Origin of the sequence: Brevundimonas sp. NIBR10 (assembly GCF_027912515.1) — a bacterium.
Classification (GTDB): Bacteria; Pseudomonadota; Alphaproteobacteria; order Caulobacterales; family Caulobacteraceae; genus Brevundimonas.
The window spans coordinates 3,606,105-3,625,691 of the sequence record NZ_CP115464.1 but is presented as its reverse complement, the minus strand read 5'-3'; the positions used below and the strand labels follow the sequence as shown (position 1 = coordinate 3,625,691).

Sequence of the window (19,587 nt, the reverse complement as noted above, 5' to 3'; positions counted from 1 at the left end):
CGCAGGGCCCGTCACCGGAGGCCCGGATGGCTGCCCAAGAGGCGCGCACCCAAGGGGCGCTGTGGGATCGTCACCGCCAGGTCGAAGCGCTGCTTGGCCGTCCCGTGCCGCCATCGATCATGATGACCGGCCAGGCCAACGCTGACGGCTTCGGCGGCCTGTCTGATCGGGACTATGAGGCGCGGCTCGACGCGATGCGGCTGGAGTTTCCCGACCAGCTGGCTGGACTGGAGTCGCGCAACGAGATCATGGCCCGCCTTTCGGGTCAGCCGGCCGTCGCCTTCTATGAGACGAACCGGGGCCCCGCGCAGGTGTCGACGAGGCAGGACGGCTCCCTGTGGCTGGAGACCAACGACGGCTTTAGCGGGCCGCTGAGCCGCTTCCCTGGAGCCCGGCCTGTGCGCCGCTCTGGCGGTCCCGCTGCCCAGCCCGCTGATCCGACGTATGCCGGGCCTCGCACCCGCAGCCTTGGGGAGCGCTTCACTTCGACAGTCGAGGACATGGCCCGAACCAATCCGGTCATGGCGCTCGGCCGCCTGGCCGTCGGTGGCGGTTACGACGAGTTCGAGGACCCTGAGACAGGCGAGACTCTCCGGTATGCGACCTTCGGCCAGCAGGCCCGCGATCAAGAGCGCGAGCGTCGAGACGCCTACCCGGCCAGGTGACAGCTGCACGCGCTGGGGAAACTCGCCGCGCTTCGACATCCGCCAAAGCGTCACGCGGGACAGGCTGGTAAGCTGTTCGACCTCTCGAGGCCGGCGATACGTCTGCGTCATGTTGAAACCCGGTGATGATTGTTCAGCGCCGTTCACGCTGCACACCGGCTCGTCACGGAAAAAGCCCGTACGGTTTTCGTGACTGGTCTTTTTTAAGAGGCGGCGGGAGGAATGGGATCGTCCCATGCCGAGCCGGTGTCACTGTCCGAGGTTATGCCATCCGCCGGGGGCGGAACGTGCCAGAGGCCACGCCGTCTCGCTGTCGCGATCAGGTTTTCGATCCGTTCAACGCTGCATGGCTTCATGCCGAGTAGGCCGGCGCGGAACTGAGACTCCCAAGCATCGCGGTACGCGACGATCGCTGCCTTTCTGGTCGGGGGCGGCAACGACCGGGCTGCGGCTGTCGTGCACAGACGGTCATGCACTCTGGTGATAGCCCAATTCAAAGAGCCGAGACCTTCGTCATTCCATACACGGGGCCGACCGCCGGCTGATGGCGTCCAAGAGGGCGGATCAACGGCGACCGCGGATCCTGTTGGAGTTGCTGGTGTCTCGATCCGGAGGCCCGGCACATGGACGCTAAGCATGGCCGCGATCCGCGCTGCGTGCGCGTTGGTCACTCGCTTTATCCCCAGAGCGCGCCCGAGCTCTCTGGCTCGATCGAGCTGTTCGGCGCGGGCGGCGGCCAGATCGAAAGGCGTCACCAACGAAATGCCGCCGGACGACGACCGGCGCCAAGAGGCGACGATTGGCGTGTCAGCCCACAGGGGCAGTCCGGTGGTCACGAGACCGCCCGAAGCTCTGTGACATTGCCGGGCCTTGCGCGTTCGCCGACGATCTCCAGAAGCAGGTTCGCCCAGGCCGTCAAAGCGCGACGCTTCTCGGCGAGATAGGTGTTGGAGTCGTAGACGGTCGACGAGACGACAGCGCCGCCCCCGGCGTCCTGATGGCCTAGAACCTTCGATCGAATGAATGGCGTGACCCCGATGCGCTCGGAGGTCAGGTTGGTGCTGACCGTTCGCCGGATGTCGTGGAAGGTGGCGCCTTCGATCTTGAGCGCCTCGGTGAACTTCCGGAGAGCGCGCGTCAGGCTGTTCGGGAGGATGGCGCGATCCTCGTGCAGCCGGGTGGGAAACACATAGACAGCCGGCACCGTCACGTCGGTGTTGGCAATCTCAAGAGCGCGACGGATCAGGGGCAGGGCATCGTCGGGCAAGGCCACCATGTGAGCCCGGCCGCCCTTCATGCGCTCACCTGGGATCAGCCAGGTCTTGGCGGACAGATCGAGTTCGGCCACAGCCATGCCCGCGATCTCATTGCGCCGCTGGCCCAACATCATGGCCAGCTTGATCGCGATCCTGACAGCCTCGCCGACCCGTACCGGATCGCCTGTCGCATCCACCACCTCTGACGGATCGGACAGCACGGCCCACAGGGCGGCAAGCTCGTCGTCGCGGTAGATGCGCACGCGCGGCTTTTCCTCGGCCAGCAGCGGGAATCCGGTAGCCGGGTTCACCGCGACCAGATCCTCAGCGATGGCGAACGCGAACACCTGGCGGGTGACCGCATGGGCCCTGTTGGTCTGGGCTGTGATGCCCTTCTTGGTCATCTTGCGAAGGCAGGCCTTCACGTCCTGTCGCGTGATCTCGGCATAGCCCAGCTTGCCCAGTGTCGGCCGGACATGCCGCAACAGGATCGCCTTCTCGTCGTCGAGCGTACGCTGGCGCTTCGTCTTGTTCATAGGGCGCCAGTCGCCTGACGCGCATTGCCGTTCGTAGAGGTCTGCCAGGTCGTTGAAGGTCCGCAGGGGAGCAGCGTCGTCGGCGCGGGTGCGACGCCGTTCGCCAGCCGGGTCCTCGCCCTTGTCGATACGCACCTGCACATCACGAGCGCGGCGGCGAGCTTCCTGCACGCCTATGTCGCCCCGGCCGATGGTGAACCGCGGCTGGCGGCCTTTGAACCGGTAGCGATAGACCCAGGTCTGTGTGCCGTTCGCGCTGGTCCGGAGACACAGGCCCTTCACCTTGTCGTCCCATGCCTCACGGCGATCGGATGGGCTCGCTTTGGCCTTCACCTTTTCGGCGACGGCTTCCTTATGAGTGAGCGCGGGTTTCGCGACGGACATGGTTCACCTTGGGGCACAGGATGAAAGTGGCGGGGGCACATTGGGGGCACAGATCGTCGCAACACTATGAAACGACATGAACCGCATGAACAGCGCAATACGGCTCAAGACGGCGTTTGCTGCACCGCCTGAAATCTCAGGTTCGAGGTGAAAAGGCAGGGACGCCGGTTTGTGGAACCGGAGGTCCTCAGTTCAAGCCTGAGAGGCGGTACCATCCCGGGTCGGCACATGCCGCCCATCACGGCCCCCGCCGCATACTTCCGCCCTCCCACCAGACAACAAAAACGCGCCGCTGCCTGAGCAGCGACGCGTCTTCCGACCAAGCGGTTCCGGCGAGCCGGCGTCCGGCTACTTCTTGCCCTTGAACGGCTTGGCTCCGGCAGGCTTGCCCGTCGGCTTGCCCCGTGCGTCCTTCGCCCCCCAGGGCCTATCTCCACCCTTCGGCTTGCCCTTCCAGGCCGGCTCACCACCGGGCGCGGGATGAGCATCCGACGCCGGTGCCCAGGCGGCCTTCGGCGAGGCGGCTGCGTCCTTCTTGACCCATGGCTTCTTGGCCGGAGCCCCCGTATCGACCTTGCCGGCCCAGGGGGTCCGCTCGGCCGCTTCCGGCTTGTCCCGCTTGACCCACGGCTTCTTGTCGCCCGTTGGAGCGCTGTCCTCACGCTTGACCCAAGGCTTCTTCTCACCCGTTGGAGCGCTGTCCTCACGCTTGACCCACGGCTTCTTGTCGCCCGTTGGAGCGCCGTCCTCACGCTTGACCCAAGGCTTCTTCTCACCCGTTGGAGCGCCGTCTTCGCGCTTCACCCAGGGCTTCTTCTCGCCCTTGTCGGCCCACGGCTTGCGGGCCGGGCGGTCGCCGGCGTCGCCGACCGGGGTCTTGTCCCATCGGCTGGCGGGCTTTTCCTTCGGGCCCGGCGCCACGGCGTTGGCGACGGTGACGCCGTCTTCGGTCGAGGCCGCGACGGCGGCGCGGAACTTGGCCTCGGCGGCCTTGGTGATCTCGAACTTGGTCTCGCGGTCAAAGATCTTGATCGAGCCGATGTCGCCCTTGGTCACGTGACCGATGCGGCAGATCGTCGGCAGAAGCCATTTCGGATCGGCGTTCTTGTCGCGGCCGATATTGACCCGGAACCAGACCATCTCGCCGCCCCGGGCGAAGTCCGTCAGGGGCCCGTCGCGCTGGCCACGATCGTTGACGCCGCTGACCTGGGCCCGCTTCATCCGCTCGTCGTCATAGACGTCTTCCGGGGCGGGCAACTTCTGGCGATACAGCCGGATCAGCGAGGCAGCGACCTGCTCGGGCGTGGTCCGCTCCAGCAGCAGCCTGCCCAGTTCCAGAGCCTCGGCGTCATCGACAGGCGCGGTCAGAGCGGGATCGGCGAGCAGCCGCTCGCGGTCCTTCTCCAGGATCATCTCGGCGCTCGGCGGCCCCGACCACTCGGCGACGATCGAGGCCGATTGCAGCATCAACTCGACCTTGCGGCGGCGCGTATAGCTGACCAGCAGGACCGAGACGCCCTTCTTGCCGGCCCGCCCCGTCCGACCCGAACGGTGCAGCAGGCCAGCCTTGTTGACCGGAATCTCGGCATGGATCACCAGCCCCAGATCGGGCAGGTCCAGACCCCGTGCCGCGACGTCGGTGGCGACGCAGACCCGCGCATGGCCGTCACGCAGGGCCTGCAAGGCCTCGGACCGCGCACTCTGGGTCAATTCACCCGACAGGCCCACGACCGAGAAGCCGCGTTCACGCAAGGACGAGGTCAGATGCTTGACCCGCTCACGGGTGTTGGCGAACACCAGGGCACCGGGGGCCTCGAAATAGCGCAGCACATTGACGACCCCGAGCTCTATCTCGTTCGGCGCGATGCGGATGGCCTTGTACTCGATGTCGGCGTGGGACTTGTTTCCGGCGACCGTGTCGATCCGCAGGGCATCGCGCTGATAGGTCTTGGCCAGCTGGACGATGTCGCGGGCCAGGGTGGCGGAGAACAGCAGGGTCCGGCGCTCGGGCGGCGCGGCGTCCAGGATGAAGGTCAGGTCTTCCTGGAAACCCATGTCCAGCATCTCGTCAGCCTCGTCGAGGACGACGGCCTTGGCTTCCGACAGGTCGAGCGCACCGCGTTCCAGATGGTCACGCAGACGCCCCGGCGTGCCGACGACGATGTGGGCCCCGCGTTCCAGCGCCCGCCGCTCGGTCTTGGGGTCCATGCCGCCGACGCAGGACACGATCCGGGCGCCGGTCTGGGCATAGAGCCATTGCAGTTCGGACGAGACCTGCTGGGCCAGTTCGCGGGTCGGGGCGATGACCAGGGCGACCGGATTTCCGAAGTCGGTGAACTTTTCGGCGTCGCCCAACAGGGTCGTGGCCAGGGCCAGGCCGAAGGCGACCGTCTTGCCGGAACCGGTCTGGGCCGAGACCAGCAGGTCACGACCGGATCCGTCGTCGTTCGGGGCGGCATCCAGCACGGCGGCCTGGACGGGGGTCGGCTCGGCATAGCCGCGATCGGAAAGGGCGCGGTCGAGCGCGGGATGACTGGCGGGGAAGGGCATGATTGTCTCGTAGGGCGCTTTGGGCGCGAAGGCGAGATACGCGCGGTCGCGATGTCTCGTGAAGGGGCGGCCATCTGCGCCCATATCAAGGCCGAATGGTGGTGACAGCGGCGTTTGTCGCGCGGCGTTCGGCGAAGATGTCAGGTCCCGTTCATCGACGCTGATGACAAGTTGGCCCAACGGCGTCATCACTGCACGGCGTTACTCGGGGGAGTCTCATGTCGAAATCACTGCTTATGGCCACGGTCGCACTCGCGCTCGTCGGCGGCACCGCCCATGCCCAGCAACGGTTGCAGCCCGGCGCGCCGGCCTATGGCGACCTGCGTCAGGGTGACGAGCAGCTGGATTCGGGCGAGTTCGTCGACACCTGGACCTTTCAGGGCCGGGCCGGGGACCGGGTGTCGCTGTCGATGTCCTCGGGCGATTTCGACCCCTATCTGCTGATCAACGGTCCGGGCGATTTCTCGGACGAGAACGACGACGGCCAGGACGGCGATACCTCGGCGGCGCTGGACTTGCGGCTTCCCGCCGACGGAACCTACCGGGTCATGGCGACCAGCTACGAGCCGGGCGAGAGCGGGCGATACACCCTCGATTTCCAAGGGGGTGGAGGGTTCGGCGGCGGGCGAGGTCCGGGTGTCGGCGTGGGCGGCAGCATCGCCGACCGGATCGGGGCCAGCGCGCGGCGGGGCCAGAACAACGTCCTGCAGCCCGGTGCGACGGTGCGCGAGGCGCTGGAACGCAGCGACTCGCGGCTCAGCACGGGCGAGTATGCCGACGGCTGGCGGTTCCGCGCCCGTCGGGGCCAGACCTATACCTTGACCCTCCAGTCCGGGGACTTCGACGCCTATCTGGTGGCGCGGGGGCCGGGCGGGCTGAGCGAGGACAACGACGACGATCCCGGCAGCCGGGGTTCCACCGACAGCGCCATCACCTTCACCGCCGCCGCGGACGGAGAGGTCCAGGTCTCGGCCACCACCTTCGAGGCCGGCGAAACCGGCTCCTACAGCCTGACGCTGGAAGAGGGCGGTCAGGTCTATGCCGAGGAGCGCGGCAGCAATGGCCGCTACGGTCGGGGCCCACAGCCTGACAGATCGCAACCAGGCTCCTCCGGTGCGCCGATCCGGGTCGGGGAAACCCGCGACGGCCGGCTGGGCCAGGGGGCTCGCACCCTGTCCAGCGGCGAATACGTCAACACCTTCACCCTTCGCGGACGGCGTGGCCAGGAGCTGGACCTGCGGCTGTCGTCGGGCGAGTTCGATCCCTATCTGCAGATCAACGGCCCTGGCGGCTTCTCGGCCTTCAACGACGACGATGCGGATGCGCAGGACAGCCGCGAAAGCCGTCTGATCGTGACCCTGCCCGCCGACGGAACCTATGAGATCGCGGCGACCAGCTATGAGGCCGGAGAGAGCGGTCGTTATCAGCTGTCGGTCGGCGACGGCTCGTCCTATCGTCCACAACCGATGCCCAATGCTCCGCGTGGCCAGGGACCGGGTGATGGCGGATCGCTACGCATCGGCGACACGGTCGGTGGGGCGCTCCAGGCCGGCGACGACACGCTCGACAGCGGCGAATACGTGGACACCTTCACCTTCCAGGGTCGGCGGGGTCAGCGGGTGGCGGCCGAGCTGACCTCTTCGGCCTTCGACGCCTACATCATGCTGACCACCCCTTCGGGCAATCAGATCGAGAACGACGACGGCGACGACGGCACCAACAGCCGCCTCGACACGGCCCTGGCCGAGGACGGCGAATACACCGTCGCCGTCACGTCTTACGAAGCCGGCGAGACCGGGTCGTACCGGTTCAGCGTCATGCCCAGCCAGGGTTCGCCGCGCCAGGCCTCGGTGCCCGGCGGGCCGCGCGTCTATGCCATCATGGTCGGGGTGTCAGAATACGGCGATGTGCAGTCGGACCTGCCCTATACCGACGACGATGCCCTTAAGCTGGCCGAGACCCTGCGGCGCGAGGGCGTGCTCAACCCTGCCAGCGTCACCCTGACCAATGCCCAGGCCACGGTGGCAAGCGTCGAGAGCGCCTTCCGCCGTGTGGCCCAGCAGGCCGGACCGGACGACATGTTCATGTTCTTCTTCTCCGGCCACGGCTCCCAGACCGACGGCGAGGTCTCACAGGTCAGCGCCATCGAGCCCGACGGCCGTTCCGAGGGTATCGTGCTCAGCGACGGCGAGATCTCGGACCGCGAGATGGCGCGGCTGTTCGGCACCCTGCGGACGCGGCTGTCATTGCTGGTCCTGGACAGCTGTTTCTCAGGCGGGTTTGCCAGAAACGTCGTGGACCGGCCCGGCGTCATGGGCCTGTTCAGTTCCGAGGAAGACCTGACCAGCGCCGTCGCCGACAAGTTCGAGGCGGGCGGCTATCTGGCCCACTTCCTGCGCGCCGGCCTGTCGGGCGAGGCGGACGGTGACGGCGACACCATGGTCACCGCCGGCGAACTGGCCACCTACCTGCGCCGCGAGTTCACGACCGAGGTCGCCGGCGTCGAGGCCGAAACGTCCGAGGGTCAGCGCAACTACCAGAACCTGGTCATCGACCGCGGCGGGGTGCAGATCGATGATGTGGTCATCCGCCTGGCCGACAACGGTCGGATGGGGGCGGGCAGCCACTGACCACCCTTGGACGCAGAAGGGCCGGCGAGCACCGCAATGCTCGCCGGCCCTTGTCTTTCAGCCCCCGCTGAAAGACGTCCCAGCCCCTACTGGAACTGTGTCTCGCCGGTTGTCGGACCATAACCTGTAGCCGGGGCGTAATCCTTCAGATCGCGCTCGGGCGGGAGATGAGCCTCCGTGGCATAGGAGCCTTCGGCATAGGGTTCCGCCGCCGGGGAGGATGAATAGACGGCGTCGCAGCAGTCGTCTTCCGGGTGATCCTGGGCCGGGGTGTAGTGGATTTCCGGCGGGGCCACGGTGACCTCGGACGGACGGACCCGGACGTTCGGGGCTTCCAGATAGATCTGGGCCGGCGCGACATTGACCGGCGGGGCGTCGACCCAGACGGGCGGGCCCTGGATGTAGACCACCTGCGGCGGCACGTTCACGGGGGGCGAGGCTACACGGACGCCTTGCGAGCGCAGGGTGACGGGCGCTGGGGCCGGGACATGGCCGTAGAAGGGCTGGCTGTAGACCGGCGCATTGCATTCGCCGCAACCGTAGGAAGGCGGCGGGGGAGGCGGAGCCACCGGGCCGCAGACGTTGCCGCCGCCGCCATGCGGGATCCGGCTGCCGTAGCGACCACCGTAGCCGCCCCCATAACCGCCGCCGTATCCGGGGCCGCAGACGGGAACGGGCGTCGGAACGGGCGCAGGTGCCGTACAGCACGGGCCGACCGGGGCCGGGGCGCAGCAGGGGCCGGCCGGAACCGGAACGGGCGCACCGCAGGTTCCCTGACCACCATAGTAGGCGGCGTAGGAGCCCTGCTGGGACACGAGACGACGGCCGAAGCCCGAAACGGAATAGCCGAAGGGCGCGCTGGGGCCAGCCGTGGCGACACAGCCGTAGTCCTGGGAGATCACGACCCCGCCACCGCCGTCGCCATAGCCGGGACCGGCGGGATAGAAGCCGTCGCCGCCACCGGCATACCCACCGCCACCGCCGCCGATGCTGTACTGGCCGTAGCCCGAATAGCCGCGGGCGTTCAGGACCGAGCGCCCGTAGCTGGCGTTGCTGTTGGAGTTCGAGTTCGCGTTGGAGTTCGCGTTCACATTGACGTTGACGTTGTTGTTGAAGTTGCCGTTGACGTTGCCGCCCCGGTTCCAGCCGCCGTGACCGCCACCGCCGTAGCCGCCACCGCCGTGACCGCCACCGCCACCGCCATAACCTCCGCCACCGTGACCGCCGCCGCCGCCGGTGTAGCCACCGCCGCCGCCACCACCGCAGCTGGAGCCGCAGCCCCCACCGCCGCCGCTGCCGCCGCCGCCATGGCCGCCGCCGTTGCCGCCTGCACCCGCTCCAGCCCAGGCCGAACCTGCGGAGGCGAGGGTTACGGCGGCTGCGATGATGATGATCCGGTTCACTGCGCTCACTCCAATGTCGATGAACGACCTAGAGCAAGAGGTGCGCCGCACGGTGGGTTTGCGCCCGGGACGGGGATAGTAACCATGTTGCTTCACCTCAAAGGCGAGCGCGAGGTCTTCCAGAAGGGTTGCGAATGCTCATCGGAACTGTGGCGCTTGAGTGCAAGCGAGTGCCCCTGACAGGCGAAGCTTAACCGCACTCATTCCCTTGGTGGCGGTTGGGGGGATGCGGCTGAAAGCCAGTGCTGGCGGGATTTGACATCGCGAGATCCGGCCTGGCGTTGATCGCCGTAAAGCGGGCGATCACTGCACGACGGCCGTGCCCGGTGGGCCATCTCCCCGACGGGCGTGCTTTACCCGCCACCGGTTGAACTCTGTCGCCGTCCCGGCAGGCAAGTGCCTGTCCACCGATTCCGGGACGGAACGGTCGAGCTTCAGTTCAAACGGGGTGTGCCAGCACGGGTCGAGCGCCTGTTCCAGATCGGGACGGTCGGCCGGCATCAGGCCATTCCGCGCCAGTCGCGCCACCAGTCCACGAACCGACTCAGCCCCTCGGCGAGGGCCACCTTGGGCGCATAGCCGGTCAGGGCGTTGAGCTTGGTGATGTCGGCATAGGTCGAGGTGACGTCGCCCGGCTGCATCGGCCGCATGATCTTGACGGCCTCGCGCCCCAGGGCGGCCTCCAGCGTCCGGATCATGTCCATCAGACCGACGGGACTGGAATCGCCGATGTTGTAGACTTCGTGGGCACCCGGGCTCGGTGGCCGGTCCAGCACCCCGATCACCCCATCGACGATGTCGTCGACATAGGTGAAGTCCCGCGCCATCCGGCCCTCGCCATAGACCTCGATCGGTTCGCCCCGCATGATCTTCTCGGTGAAGCCGAAGTAGGCCATGTCCGGTCGGCCCACGGGTCCATAGACGGTGAAGAACCGCAGGCCGGACTGCGGAAAGCCATACAGGGCTGCGTAGCTCTGGCTCAGCAGCTCGCAGGACCGCTTGGTCGCGGCATACAGCGACACCGGCGAGACGGTCGGATCGTCTTCCCGGAATCCCTGTCCGGTCAGCGGCCTGTCGCCATAGACCGAACTGGACGAGGCATAGACGAGATGCTCGATATCGCCGTGGCGGCAGGCCTCCAGGATCGACAGATGGCCGGCCAGGTTGGACCGCTGATAGGCGAAGGGGTGGTCGATCGAATAGCGGACCCCGGCCTGGGCGGCCAGGTGGACGACCCTCTCGGAGCCCGTGTCGCGGACCAGGTCGCGCATGGCCTCGGGCTCGGCGATGTCGGCGCGCACCATCCGGAACGCGGGATGGGCCGCCAGACGGGCTGCTCGCAGGTCCTTCAGGGCCGGATCGTAATAGGCGTTGAAGTCATCGACGCCGATCACCGTCTCGCCACGTTGCAACAGCCGCTCGGCGACGTGCATCCCGACGAAGCCGGCCGCCCCGGTGACGATGACGGTCATGGTGCCCCTATCCCCGGCCGATGCTGGTGTAGGCGAAACCGCGCGCCCGCATTTCGGCGGGGCGGTAGACGTTCCTCAGATCGACCATGACGGGGGCGCGGGCCAGAAGCTTGATCCGGTCCAGGTCCAGGGCCCGGAACTGGTCCCATTCGGTCAGGATGACGACCGCGTCGGCATCGACGATCGCGCTGTAGGCGTCGTCGCGGTAGTCGATATCGGGCAGCAGCTTCCTCGCCTCGTCCATGCTTTCGGGATCATAGGCCTGGACCTTGACCCCGGCGGCGATCAGGGCGGGGACGATGTCCAGGCTGGGGGCGTCGCGCATGTCGTCGGTGTTGGGTTTGAAGGCCAGGCCCAGGATGCCGACGGTCTTGCCCTTCGGCGCTCCGCCCAAGGCTGCGATGACACGGTCGGCCATGGCCTTCTTGCGTGCGTCGTTGACCTCGACCGTGGTCTCGACCAGCCGGACCGGCGCGCCGTACTGCTGGGCCGTGCGGACCAGAGCGACGGTGTCCTTGGGAAAGCACGAGCCGCCGTAGCCCGGCCCGGCGTTGAGGAATTTCGACCCGATCCTGCCATCCAGCCCGATGCCCTTGGCGACCTGCTGCACATCGGCCCCGACCTTTTCGCACAGGTCGGCGATCTCATTGATGAAGGTGATCTTCAGCGCCAGGAAGGCGTTGCCGGCGTATTTGATCAGCTCGGACGTCCGCCGCGAGGTGTAGATCACCGGGAAGTCGTTGAGGCTGAGCGGGCGATAGATCTCTGCCATCACCTTGCGGGCGCGTTCATCGTCGGTGCCGATGACGACGCGGTCGGGACGTTTGAAGTCCTCGATGGCGGCGCCTTCGCGCAGGAACTCGGGGTTGGAGACGACGGCGAAGTCGGCGTCGGGGTTCACCCGGTTGATGATGGCCTCGACCTCGTCGCCGGTGCCGACCGGCACGGTCGATTTGTTGACGATGACGGTGAAGCCTTCGATCAGGCCCGCGATCTCCTCGGCCGCGGCATAGACATAGGACAGGTCGGCATGGCCATCGCCGCGCCGGGTGGGGGTGCCCACGGCGATGAAGACCACGTCGGCGTTCCGGATCGCCTCTGCGCCGTCGAGCGTGAAATCGAGACGGCCCGCACGGACGTTCTCGGCCACCAGGCTTTCCAGCCCCGGCTCAAAGATCGGAATCTGGCCGTTCTCCAGCCGCTCGATCTTGCCGGAGTCCTTGTCGACGCAGACGACCGTATGGCCGAAGTCGGCGAAACAGGCGCCCGAAACCAGTCCGACATAGCCCGTGCCGATGATCGCGACCTTCATCGAAGGAAACCCCGTCTGCGCCGTCCGCTGAGAGACGTGCGCTCAAATCCTGCTGTGCGCCCGATGGCGGTCGGAGAAGGAACTCTAGGACAGGGGAATGGTGGATGCGACAGGGATTGAACCTGTGACCCCCTCGGTGTGAACGAGGTGCTCTCCCGCTGAGCTACGCATCCGGCCGTTTCAGGAGGCGGGGACATAGCCCGGCACGACGAAGGGCGCAAGCGTCGGGCGCGCTCAGCCGATATAGACCCGGGGGACGCGGGGCAGGATCGAGGTGAGGAGTTCGTAGGAGATGGTGCCGGCGGCGTTGGCGGCGTCGTCCAGCATGCGGTTGGGGCCGAACAGTTCGACCGCGTCACCCAGGGCGGCGTCGGTGTCGGTGATGTCGACGGCGATCACATCCATCGAGACCCGGCCCAGCAGGGGCAGGAGGGCACCGTTCAGCCAGACCTGGCCTGAAACACTCCCGGGGCCCCGGCTGTAGCTGCGCAACAGGCCGTCGGCATAGCCGGTGGCGCAGGTGGCGACGCGGGTCGGGCGGGTGGCGATGAAGCCGCGCGAATAGCCCACGCTCTCGCCCACAGGCACGTCGCGGACCTGGAGGATGTCGGCGGTCAGGGTGGCGACGGGGGCGATGCGTGGGTCGGGTCGGCCTTCCGGGCCACCGCCGTACAGGCTGATGCCGGGCCGCACGGCGTCGAAGGCGAAGTCGGGGCCCAGGAAACAGCCGCTGGAGTTGGCGAAGGACCGGATCGCGCCGGGATAGCGGTCGCAGACCCCGGCATAGGCATCGCGCTGTCGCCGGTTCATCGGCTCGGCCGGATCGTCCGCGCAGGCGAGGTGGCTCATGACCAGTTCGACGCCCTCGAAGGGTTCGGGCGCATCCTCGGGCCGGAAGCCCAGCCGGTTCATGCCCGTGTCGATCTGGACCGCGCAGGCGCCGCCGCCCGACGCCAGCCAGGCCGCCTGCTGGGCGGGCTGGTTGATGACGGGCCGCAGGTTGGCCGCGCGCAGGTCGGGGATGGAATCGCCCGGGCACCCGTCGAGGATATAGATGGTCGGCTCAGGCCCCAGGGCGGCGCGCAGCAGGACGCCTTCCGACACTCGCGCCACGAAGAAGGTGCGCGCGCCTTCCTTCATCAGTCGCCCGGCGCAACGGCCGGCGCCGAGGCCATAGCCGTCGGCCTTCACCACCGGATGGGCCGGCGATCCGCTGATCGCCGACAGGGTGTGGAAATTGCGGGCGAGCGCGTTCAGGTCGACGGTGAGGCGGGCGGGGGCTGTCATAAGGGATGAGGTGCGAGGGATGAGGGATGAGGTGTGTGGAATAGGGGGCGACGACCGCTTTGGCGATAGGGACGTCCGTGATGCCCGACCCCTTATCCCTCATCCCTCAAACCTCGTCCCTATCTCCCCACTTCCTCCACCAATGCCGCCCGGATCGCCTCGATCGCGCGGGGCCAGCCGTCGAACCCGCCCGTGGCGAAGGTGCGGACGCGTGGATAGAAGGGGTAACGGTCGGTGGCCAGCAGGTGCCAGTCGTCGGGCGCATGGATCAGCCAGGTGCGCGCCCCCGTCGCCGCCGCCATGTTGGTGCCCGCGATGCCCGGGCCGATGACGAGGTCCAGCGCCGAGGACAGGGCGATGACGTCGTCCAGGTCGTTCTTCAGGTCGATCGGCGGGGTCCAGATCTTCGCGCCCGCAGCCTCTGCGGCCGCCAGATCCTCCGAGACGTCGCCGCATTGCAGGTTGACCATGACGCAGCCCGGTGTCGTCAGGATCGGCGCCCAGAGATCAAACGCTGAGAAATAGCGGGCACGCACCCCGGTCAGGATCGAGCTCTTCCAGTGCAGGCCGACCTTGAAGCCGGGGCCCAGCTTTTCGATCTCGGCCGTCCAGTGGGCGACCTTGTCCGGATCGGGTTTCAGATAGCCGTCGCGGTCGGGGAAGTCCGACACAGAATGGCGGAACACGGCGCACAGGCTGGCCATGGGCACCCAGACGTCGGCCTTGCCTTCCGCCTCGCCCACCTCCTCCATGAAGGGGACATAGCGGGTCAGGCGGCCGTCGAGGCGGACCGCCTTGTGCGTGCCCACCATGGCGGTCGGGAAGCTGCGCTGGAAGGTCGCGACCAGTCGGCCCTCGACGGCGATGAAGACCTTGCCGTCCGGGCCCACGGCGTCGATGACGTCGGGAATACAGCCGCCGAAGACCATCTCGTCGGCGATGCCCTGTTCGCCGATGATCAGGACGCGCTTGCCCTTGAGGTCCTGGGTTTTCGGATCCCAGCGCGGGGCGTCGACGACGAAATGCACGGCCTCGGGCATCTCGGGATCCAGCCGGACCTCATAGGCCTCGAAGCCCTCCTGAAGCCGACCCATACCCATCAGGGTCATGGCGCGGGCCATGTTCATCATCGCCGCCTCATAGGGGGTCTCGGCGCCGGGCAGGGCGGCGTCCAGGTCCTCCAGCGCCCCCTGGGCGTCGCCCAGAGGCTGGCGGGCATTGGCGCGGTTGTAGCGGGCCTTGGCGAAGGCGGGGTCGAGCCGCAGCGCCTCCTCGAAGAAGGTCAGTGACGGTTCCATCCGGCCCTGGTCGGTCAGTATGGTGCCGAGCGTGTTCCACAAGGTGGGGTCGGCCGGCTCGATCGCGATCAGGTCGCGCAGGACGTCGATCGCCTCGTCATAGCGCTTCTGGTCCCGCAGGACGCAGGCCAGGTTGTTGGTGCCCTCGATATGTCCCGGCTCGGCGGCCAGGAATTTGAGGATCAGTTTCTCGGCGATCTCGAGATGGCCCAGCCGCTGGGCCAGCCGGCCCAGGTCGTGGGCGATGTTGACGTCCTCGGGCGTGATCTTCAGCGCCTGTTCGTAGGCGGTCAGGGCGTGGGCCAGATGGCCGGCCTTCTCGCGACAGATGGCCAGGACGTGCCAGGCCGCGCCGTGGCGTTCATCGAACTGCAGCACCTGGAGCGCCCGCCGCGCCCCGCCCGCATAGTCGCCGACGCGGATGGCCGACAGAGCCGCCTTCAGCGTCTCGATCGCCTTCTTCTGGGCCTTGATCGAGGTTCGGTCGCCGGCCAGGGCGCGGGACAGGCGGCTGATCGCGGCGGGAGAGGCGGCGTCGCCGACCACCCCGGTGGCCTGGGGCATCAGGGCGTGGACGTCTTCTGCGTCGGGTGTGGGGGCTTCGGCGGACAGGAACTGGGCGAGTGCGGACATGGATCGAGAGCTCGTCGTCGGGATAGCGCAGCTTGGTCGAGGTGTTCACAAGGGATGGTTAACCACGAGCGTTTAATCGGTGTTTGCGGGCCTTCGACTACGACACGTAGGCGAGCCTGATGGAGACCTCGCGCAGATGCCCCTGAAGCTGTCGCTCAAGCCCGGCGAGAAATTCGTCCTGAACGGCGCTGTCGTCCAAAACGGCGATCGGCGCGGTGTGCTGATCCTTCAGAACAAGGCCAGCGTCCTGCGCGAGAAGGACATCATGCAGCTGGAGGAGGTCACCACCCCGGCCAAACGGGTCTATTTCCCCGTGATGATGATGTACCTGGACGAGACTCAGGCCTCCAAGGTCTATGACGAGTTCATCCAGCGGCTGTCGGAGTTCATGGGGGCGATCTCGAACCCGGTGGTGATGGCCGACTGCGTCGCCGCGTCCAAGCACGTGATGGCGCGCGAATACTACAAGGCCCTGATGGCCGCACGAAAATTGGTCGACTACGAAGAGCAAAGGCTGGGGCATGCTTCAGGCGTACAAACAGGCGGCGACGCGGACTGAATCTCCGCGTGAGATGGAGTACCGTCTGTTCGGCCAGGTGACGCGCGCGCTGATGCACGCCGCGAGCGTCGATGCGTCCGACATCGCGACCCGGATCGACGCCCTGGACTGGAACCGGCGGCTCTGGTCGACGCTGGCGACCGACTGTTCGGACCCCGGCAACGCCATGACGATGTCGCTGCGGGCCCAGATCATCTCGCTGTCGCTGTTCGTGAACAAACACTCGTCGGCCATCATGCGCGATGGCGAAACCTTCGACGTCCTGATCGACCTGAACCGCGCGATCATGCAGGGTCTGGCGACGGATCCGACGGCGGCGCAGGCGGCGTGATGGTGGGGATTGGTGGCTAGTGACGGGTGGCTAAGGGTTGGCGCGTCGCTGCCTCCCGCGAGCCGGTTACGCCCCGCTGTTTCCAGCCACCACTAATCAACGACCGCGAACCACCCAGCGCGCGCCAATCCTTCCGACTTCGTAGGCGAATTCTGCCTAGCGCACCCGAGTGCGCGAAAAAACCCCAATCCTTTCAATCTGATCGAGGCGGCCTGAACAGGCCCGGTCCTTGCGTGAGCTTGCCAGAACCAAGAACCGGTTCGACGGCCAGAAGGCCGTTGCATCTCCCGACCAGAATGGAAGGACACACACCATGGCCAACTCGGTCAACACCAACAGCGGCGCGATGGTCGCGCTGCAGAACCTGAACGCTACCAACGCCCAGCTGTCGACGACCCAGAGCCGGATCAACACGGGTCTGAAAGTCTCCTCAGCCAAGGACAACGGGGCCGTCTGGGCTATCGCCCAGGGCCAACGCGCCGAGATCAAGGCGTTGGGAGCAGTGAAAACGGCGCTCGATCGCGGAACCTCCGCGGTGGATGTGTCGCTGGCAGCGGGCGAGTCGGTCTCTGACCTCTTGCTCCAACTGAAGGAGAAGGCACTGTCCGCGACCGACAGGTCGCTGACGACCGCAGCGAGGAGCGCCCTCAACGAGGACTTCAAGGCCATCCGCGACCAGATCACCACGGTCACCAACAACGCCGATTTCAATGGGATCAATCTCATCAAGACCGGCGCGACGGCGTTCCAGGCTCTGGCCAACACGGCTGGTGGGACCATGACGATCGGCGCGGAAGTGCTGGCCCTCGGGTCCACGAATGTCACCGTGGCGGCGACTACGTCCATCGGCACCTCGACCCTGGCCACCACGGCCCTGGGTCTGGTGAACGCCTCCATCGACCGGGTTTCGGCCGCTCTCGGGCGTCTGGGCACCAAGTCGAAGGCTCTGGAAACCCATACGACGTTCGTCGGGAAACTGTCGGACGCGCTGGAATCCGGAGTGGGCAATCTGGTGGATGCGGACCTGGCGAAGGAAAGCGCCAAGCTCCAGTCGCTGCAGACCAAGCAGCAGCTGGGCGTGCAGGCACTGGGCATCGCCAATCAGACTCCTCAGATCATCCTGTCACTGTTCCGCGGCTAAAGCGTTCAGGTCATCGCCGGGGAGTGGAAACACTCTCCGGCGTTCCTTTTTCATACGAGGGAAGGGCGCTAACGCTCGACCCGGATCAGGTCGGGGGCTCGCTGCTTGAGCGCAAGGCTGATCCGGGTCGACCGTTAACAGCTAGGTAGGCAAATCAACGAACGCTGATCGTTTTCGCCCATGGGAGATTCGACCTTGCTGTCCGCTCTTGCCCTCGTTCTGTCCGTGATCGCCGCAGGGCCGGATTATGCTCCGGCGCGCTATGAGCTCGACCTGTCGATCATCCGCGGCGGCGAACCGGCGGTGCTGGCCAAGACCGTGATCGTCGAGGAAGGCACGGCGAACGTCACAATCAGCGACGCCAGCGGGATGTTCGAGATGAATGCCAGCCTCAACCCGGTTCAGGGCGACGCCAACGCCGATGCCCTGTCGCTCTATGTCACCATCAACGACCGGGACGCCCAGCCCCAGGAGCCGAAACTGCTCATCAAGCGCGGCCAGACCGCCCGGGTCGTCATCGGCGACGAAGGGCCGGATGGACAGATGTTCGAGGGTCTGACGCTGACGCTGACACCGATCCAGACGGGTGATTGACGCGCGCTGAAATGCGTCCCACCTTCGACGTCCCTGTTCAACAGTCGAAAGGAGGTGATCCAGTGTCTCATAGTTTCATCCGCATGGCGGACGGCCAGAGCCTGGCCTCCGTCGGGGCGGCCACCTCCTGAGGGTCTGAGAAGACGCTCAAGAGACCGCCTGGCGGTCAGACTATGGAAGGGCCGCTCCAGCGATGGGGCGGCCCTTCTCTGTTGGGGTCAGTCGATCTTCAGCCGCAGGAAGATCATCGCCCCGTCGGGGTCGCCGCCGTAGGCTGCCTCCAGACCGGCCGGGACGCGGTTGATCGCATACAGGCCGCCGACGCCGAACCGGACGTGTTCGGCGATACGCCAGTCGTGGATCGCCCCGACCGAGGCCTTGGCGACGGTGAAGACATCGCCATGACCGCCGTGATGACCGGGCAGGAGTTCGTCGGTCTCGGTGCGTTCGGCGCGGGCGAAGATCGTCCAGCGGTCGTTCGGATGGATCGCACTTTCCAGCAGCCAGGCGTCCTTGGTCTCGCCGTGGTCGGGGGTCTTGCGACCCCAGGCCAGGGTCGAGGACCACCAGCCGTCGATGCCGAACCGCCGGGTGTGGATGGCGCTGCCCGAGGTCTTGGTCTCGTCCTCGCCAGGGTCGAGCTGTTCGGGCTCGGTGACGTCGGCCCAGGAGGCCTGCAGCGACCATTCGGGGGTCGGGTTCCACGACGCCCGCACTGACCAGCTGTCGAACGACGGGCTTTCGATGTCGTAGCGGTCCTGATCCGGCTCGCGGCCCCGGAAGGACGAGGCCTCCAGCTTGAAGGCCTCGCTGACCCAGCCGACCGTGGCCACGCCGAACACGATATGGGTCGAATCCAGCCAGTGGTGGGTGATGGGCGCCTCCGGGCTATCCATCGCGCTCATCCGGTGCATGAAGGCGGGAGGACCGAAGGCGGGTTCGCCGGGCAGGCCGACATAGGCGAACAGGCTGTCGCGCGGACCGATCGGCCGCGCATAGCTGGCCGACAGCTCCATGACGAGCTCATGCGGGTGCTGGCGATCGACCAGGGGATCGACGCCGTTCGCCGTCTCGCCCGCCGCCAGCAGCAGGGGATAGCCCTCCTTGCCCATCAGCGGATCGGGGCTGAGCATCCCGCGCAGGTTCAGGACGCCGTCGTCCGAGAAGTCGCGGCGGGCGGCGGCCATCAGCATGCCCGAGACGAAAAGTTGTCATCGCCGCGCGGGCCGATGGCGGTCCCAGGTAGGTTGTGCAGGGCGTGTGGGTCATGATCGACAGTCGCGGCGGTCCGAGTGGACGCCGCCGGTGAGTTGGACGCATCCGGCGGACTGCCAGACAGGTGCCCGAGGCGTCGCCGGCTTCATGGGAGGGGCCGAGGGTGTGGTCATGGGCATGGCAATGGTCCATGCAGTCCATGTCGTGGCCGTATGGTCCGTGCCGGTTGACGGGGGGCCGGGGTGACGATGGCCGGGGGGCATCCGGTGACCCGCGTGGGGGTCGGCGGCGTGGGGGCTGGCTGGGAAGGCACGGGCCGGG

General features: G+C 67.0%; 15 protein-coding genes and 1 tRNA gene. 6 read left to right on the top strand and 10 right to left on the bottom strand.

The window, feature by feature from the left end; translation table 11 throughout:
- Positions 1–26 precede the first annotated feature (26 nt).
- Complete coding sequence (locus O5K39_RS17700; protein WP_271144918.1) at positions 27–665, top strand: hypothetical protein; 639 nt, start codon at positions 27–29, stop codon at positions 663–665.
- 832 nt (positions 666–1,497) lie between these two features.
- Here the strand turns inward: O5K39_RS17700 and O5K39_RS17695 are convergent.
- Positions 1,498–2,841, bottom strand: coding sequence for a site-specific integrase (locus O5K39_RS17695; protein ID WP_271144917.1), 1,344 nt, complete (start codon positions 2,839–2,841; stop codon positions 1,498–1,500).
- A gap of 348 nt (positions 2,842–3,189) precedes the next feature.
- On the bottom strand, positions 3,190–5,391 hold the full coding sequence (locus O5K39_RS17690) for a DEAD/DEAH box helicase (RefSeq protein ID WP_271144916.1): 2,202 nt from the start codon (positions 5,389–5,391) through the stop codon (positions 3,190–3,192).
- A 218-nt stretch (positions 5,392–5,609) separates the two neighbouring features.
- Here O5K39_RS17690 and O5K39_RS17685 point away from each other — a divergent pair, with 218 nt between their 5' ends.
- On the top strand, positions 5,610–8,021 hold the full coding sequence (locus O5K39_RS17685) for a pre-peptidase C-terminal domain-containing protein (RefSeq protein WP_271144915.1): 2,412 nt from the start codon (positions 5,610–5,612) through the stop codon (positions 8,019–8,021).
- Between the two features lie 86 nt (positions 8,022–8,107).
- Here the strand turns inward: O5K39_RS17685 and O5K39_RS17680 are convergent, their stop codons facing one another.
- The 7 genes from O5K39_RS17680 to O5K39_RS17650 all read right to left on the bottom strand — a co-directional run bounded on the left by O5K39_RS17680 (position 8,108) and on the right by O5K39_RS17650 (position 15,426).
- Positions 8,108–9,424 carry a hypothetical protein gene (locus tag O5K39_RS17680; protein ID WP_271144914.1) on the bottom strand — a complete coding sequence of 439 codons (1,317 nt, stop codon included), beginning with the start codon at positions 9,422–9,424 and terminating at the stop codon, positions 8,108–8,110.
- 303 nt (positions 9,425–9,727) lie between these two features.
- Positions 9,728–9,925: a hypothetical protein gene (locus tag O5K39_RS17675; RefSeq protein WP_271144913.1), complete on the bottom strand. Its 198-nt coding sequence runs from the start codon at positions 9,923–9,925 to the stop codon at positions 9,728–9,730.
- Positions 9,925–10,896, bottom strand: a complete 972-nt coding sequence (locus O5K39_RS17670; protein WP_271144912.1) for an NAD-dependent epimerase/dehydratase family protein — start codon at positions 10,894–10,896, stop codon at positions 9,925–9,927. Before O5K39_RS17670 ends, O5K39_RS17675 begins: the two co-directional genes overlap by 1 nt.
- Before the next feature lie 7 nt (positions 10,897–10,903).
- Positions 10,904–12,208, bottom strand: coding sequence for a UDP-glucose/GDP-mannose dehydrogenase family protein (locus tag O5K39_RS17665; RefSeq protein ID WP_271144911.1), 1,305 nt, complete (start codon positions 12,206–12,208; stop codon positions 10,904–10,906).
- Positions 12,209–12,306: 98 nt separating this feature from the next.
- Positions 12,307–12,381, bottom strand: a tRNA-Val gene (locus O5K39_RS17660).
- Positions 12,382–12,442: 61 nt separating this feature from the next.
- Positions 12,443–13,495, bottom strand: coding sequence for an alanine racemase (alr, locus tag O5K39_RS17655; RefSeq protein ID WP_271144910.1), 1,053 nt, complete (start codon positions 13,493–13,495; stop codon positions 12,443–12,445).
- A gap of 119 nt (positions 13,496–13,614) precedes the next feature.
- A complete protein-coding gene (locus tag O5K39_RS17650; protein WP_271144909.1) occupies positions 13,615–15,426 on the bottom strand; it encodes a tetratricopeptide repeat protein in 1,812 nt (603 codons plus the stop codon).
- Positions 15,427–15,562: 136 nt separating this feature from the next.
- Between O5K39_RS17650 and flbT the strand changes: the two genes are divergently transcribed.
- The 4 genes from flbT to O5K39_RS17630 all read left to right on the top strand — a co-directional run bounded on the left by flbT (position 15,563) and on the right by O5K39_RS17630 (position 18,051).
- Positions 15,563–15,985 carry a flagellar biosynthesis repressor FlbT gene (flbT, locus tag O5K39_RS17645; RefSeq protein ID WP_271144908.1) on the top strand — a complete coding sequence of 141 codons (423 nt, stop codon included), beginning with the start codon at positions 15,563–15,565 and terminating at the stop codon, positions 15,983–15,985.
- 13 nt (positions 15,986–15,998) lie between these two features.
- Positions 15,999–16,316 (top strand): flagellar biosynthesis regulator FlaF, encoded by a 318-nt coding sequence (gene flaF, locus O5K39_RS17640; protein ID WP_271144907.1) that lies wholly within the window; start codon positions 15,999–16,001, stop codon positions 16,314–16,316.
- A gap of 313 nt (positions 16,317–16,629) precedes the next feature.
- Positions 16,630–17,457, top strand: a complete 828-nt coding sequence (locus tag O5K39_RS17635) for a flagellin (RefSeq protein WP_271144906.1) — start codon at positions 16,630–16,632, stop codon at positions 17,455–17,457.
- Positions 17,458–17,652: 195 nt separating this feature from the next.
- Positions 17,653–18,051: a hypothetical protein gene (locus O5K39_RS17630; RefSeq protein WP_271144905.1), complete on the top strand. Its 399-nt coding sequence runs from the start codon at positions 17,653–17,655 to the stop codon at positions 18,049–18,051.
- A gap of 218 nt (positions 18,052–18,269) precedes the next feature.
- Here the strand turns inward: O5K39_RS17630 and O5K39_RS17625 are convergent, their stop codons facing one another.
- Positions 18,270–19,238, bottom strand: coding sequence for a hypothetical protein (locus tag O5K39_RS17625; RefSeq protein ID WP_271144904.1), 969 nt, complete (start codon positions 19,236–19,238; stop codon positions 18,270–18,272).
- Positions 19,239–19,587 lie beyond the last annotated feature (349 nt).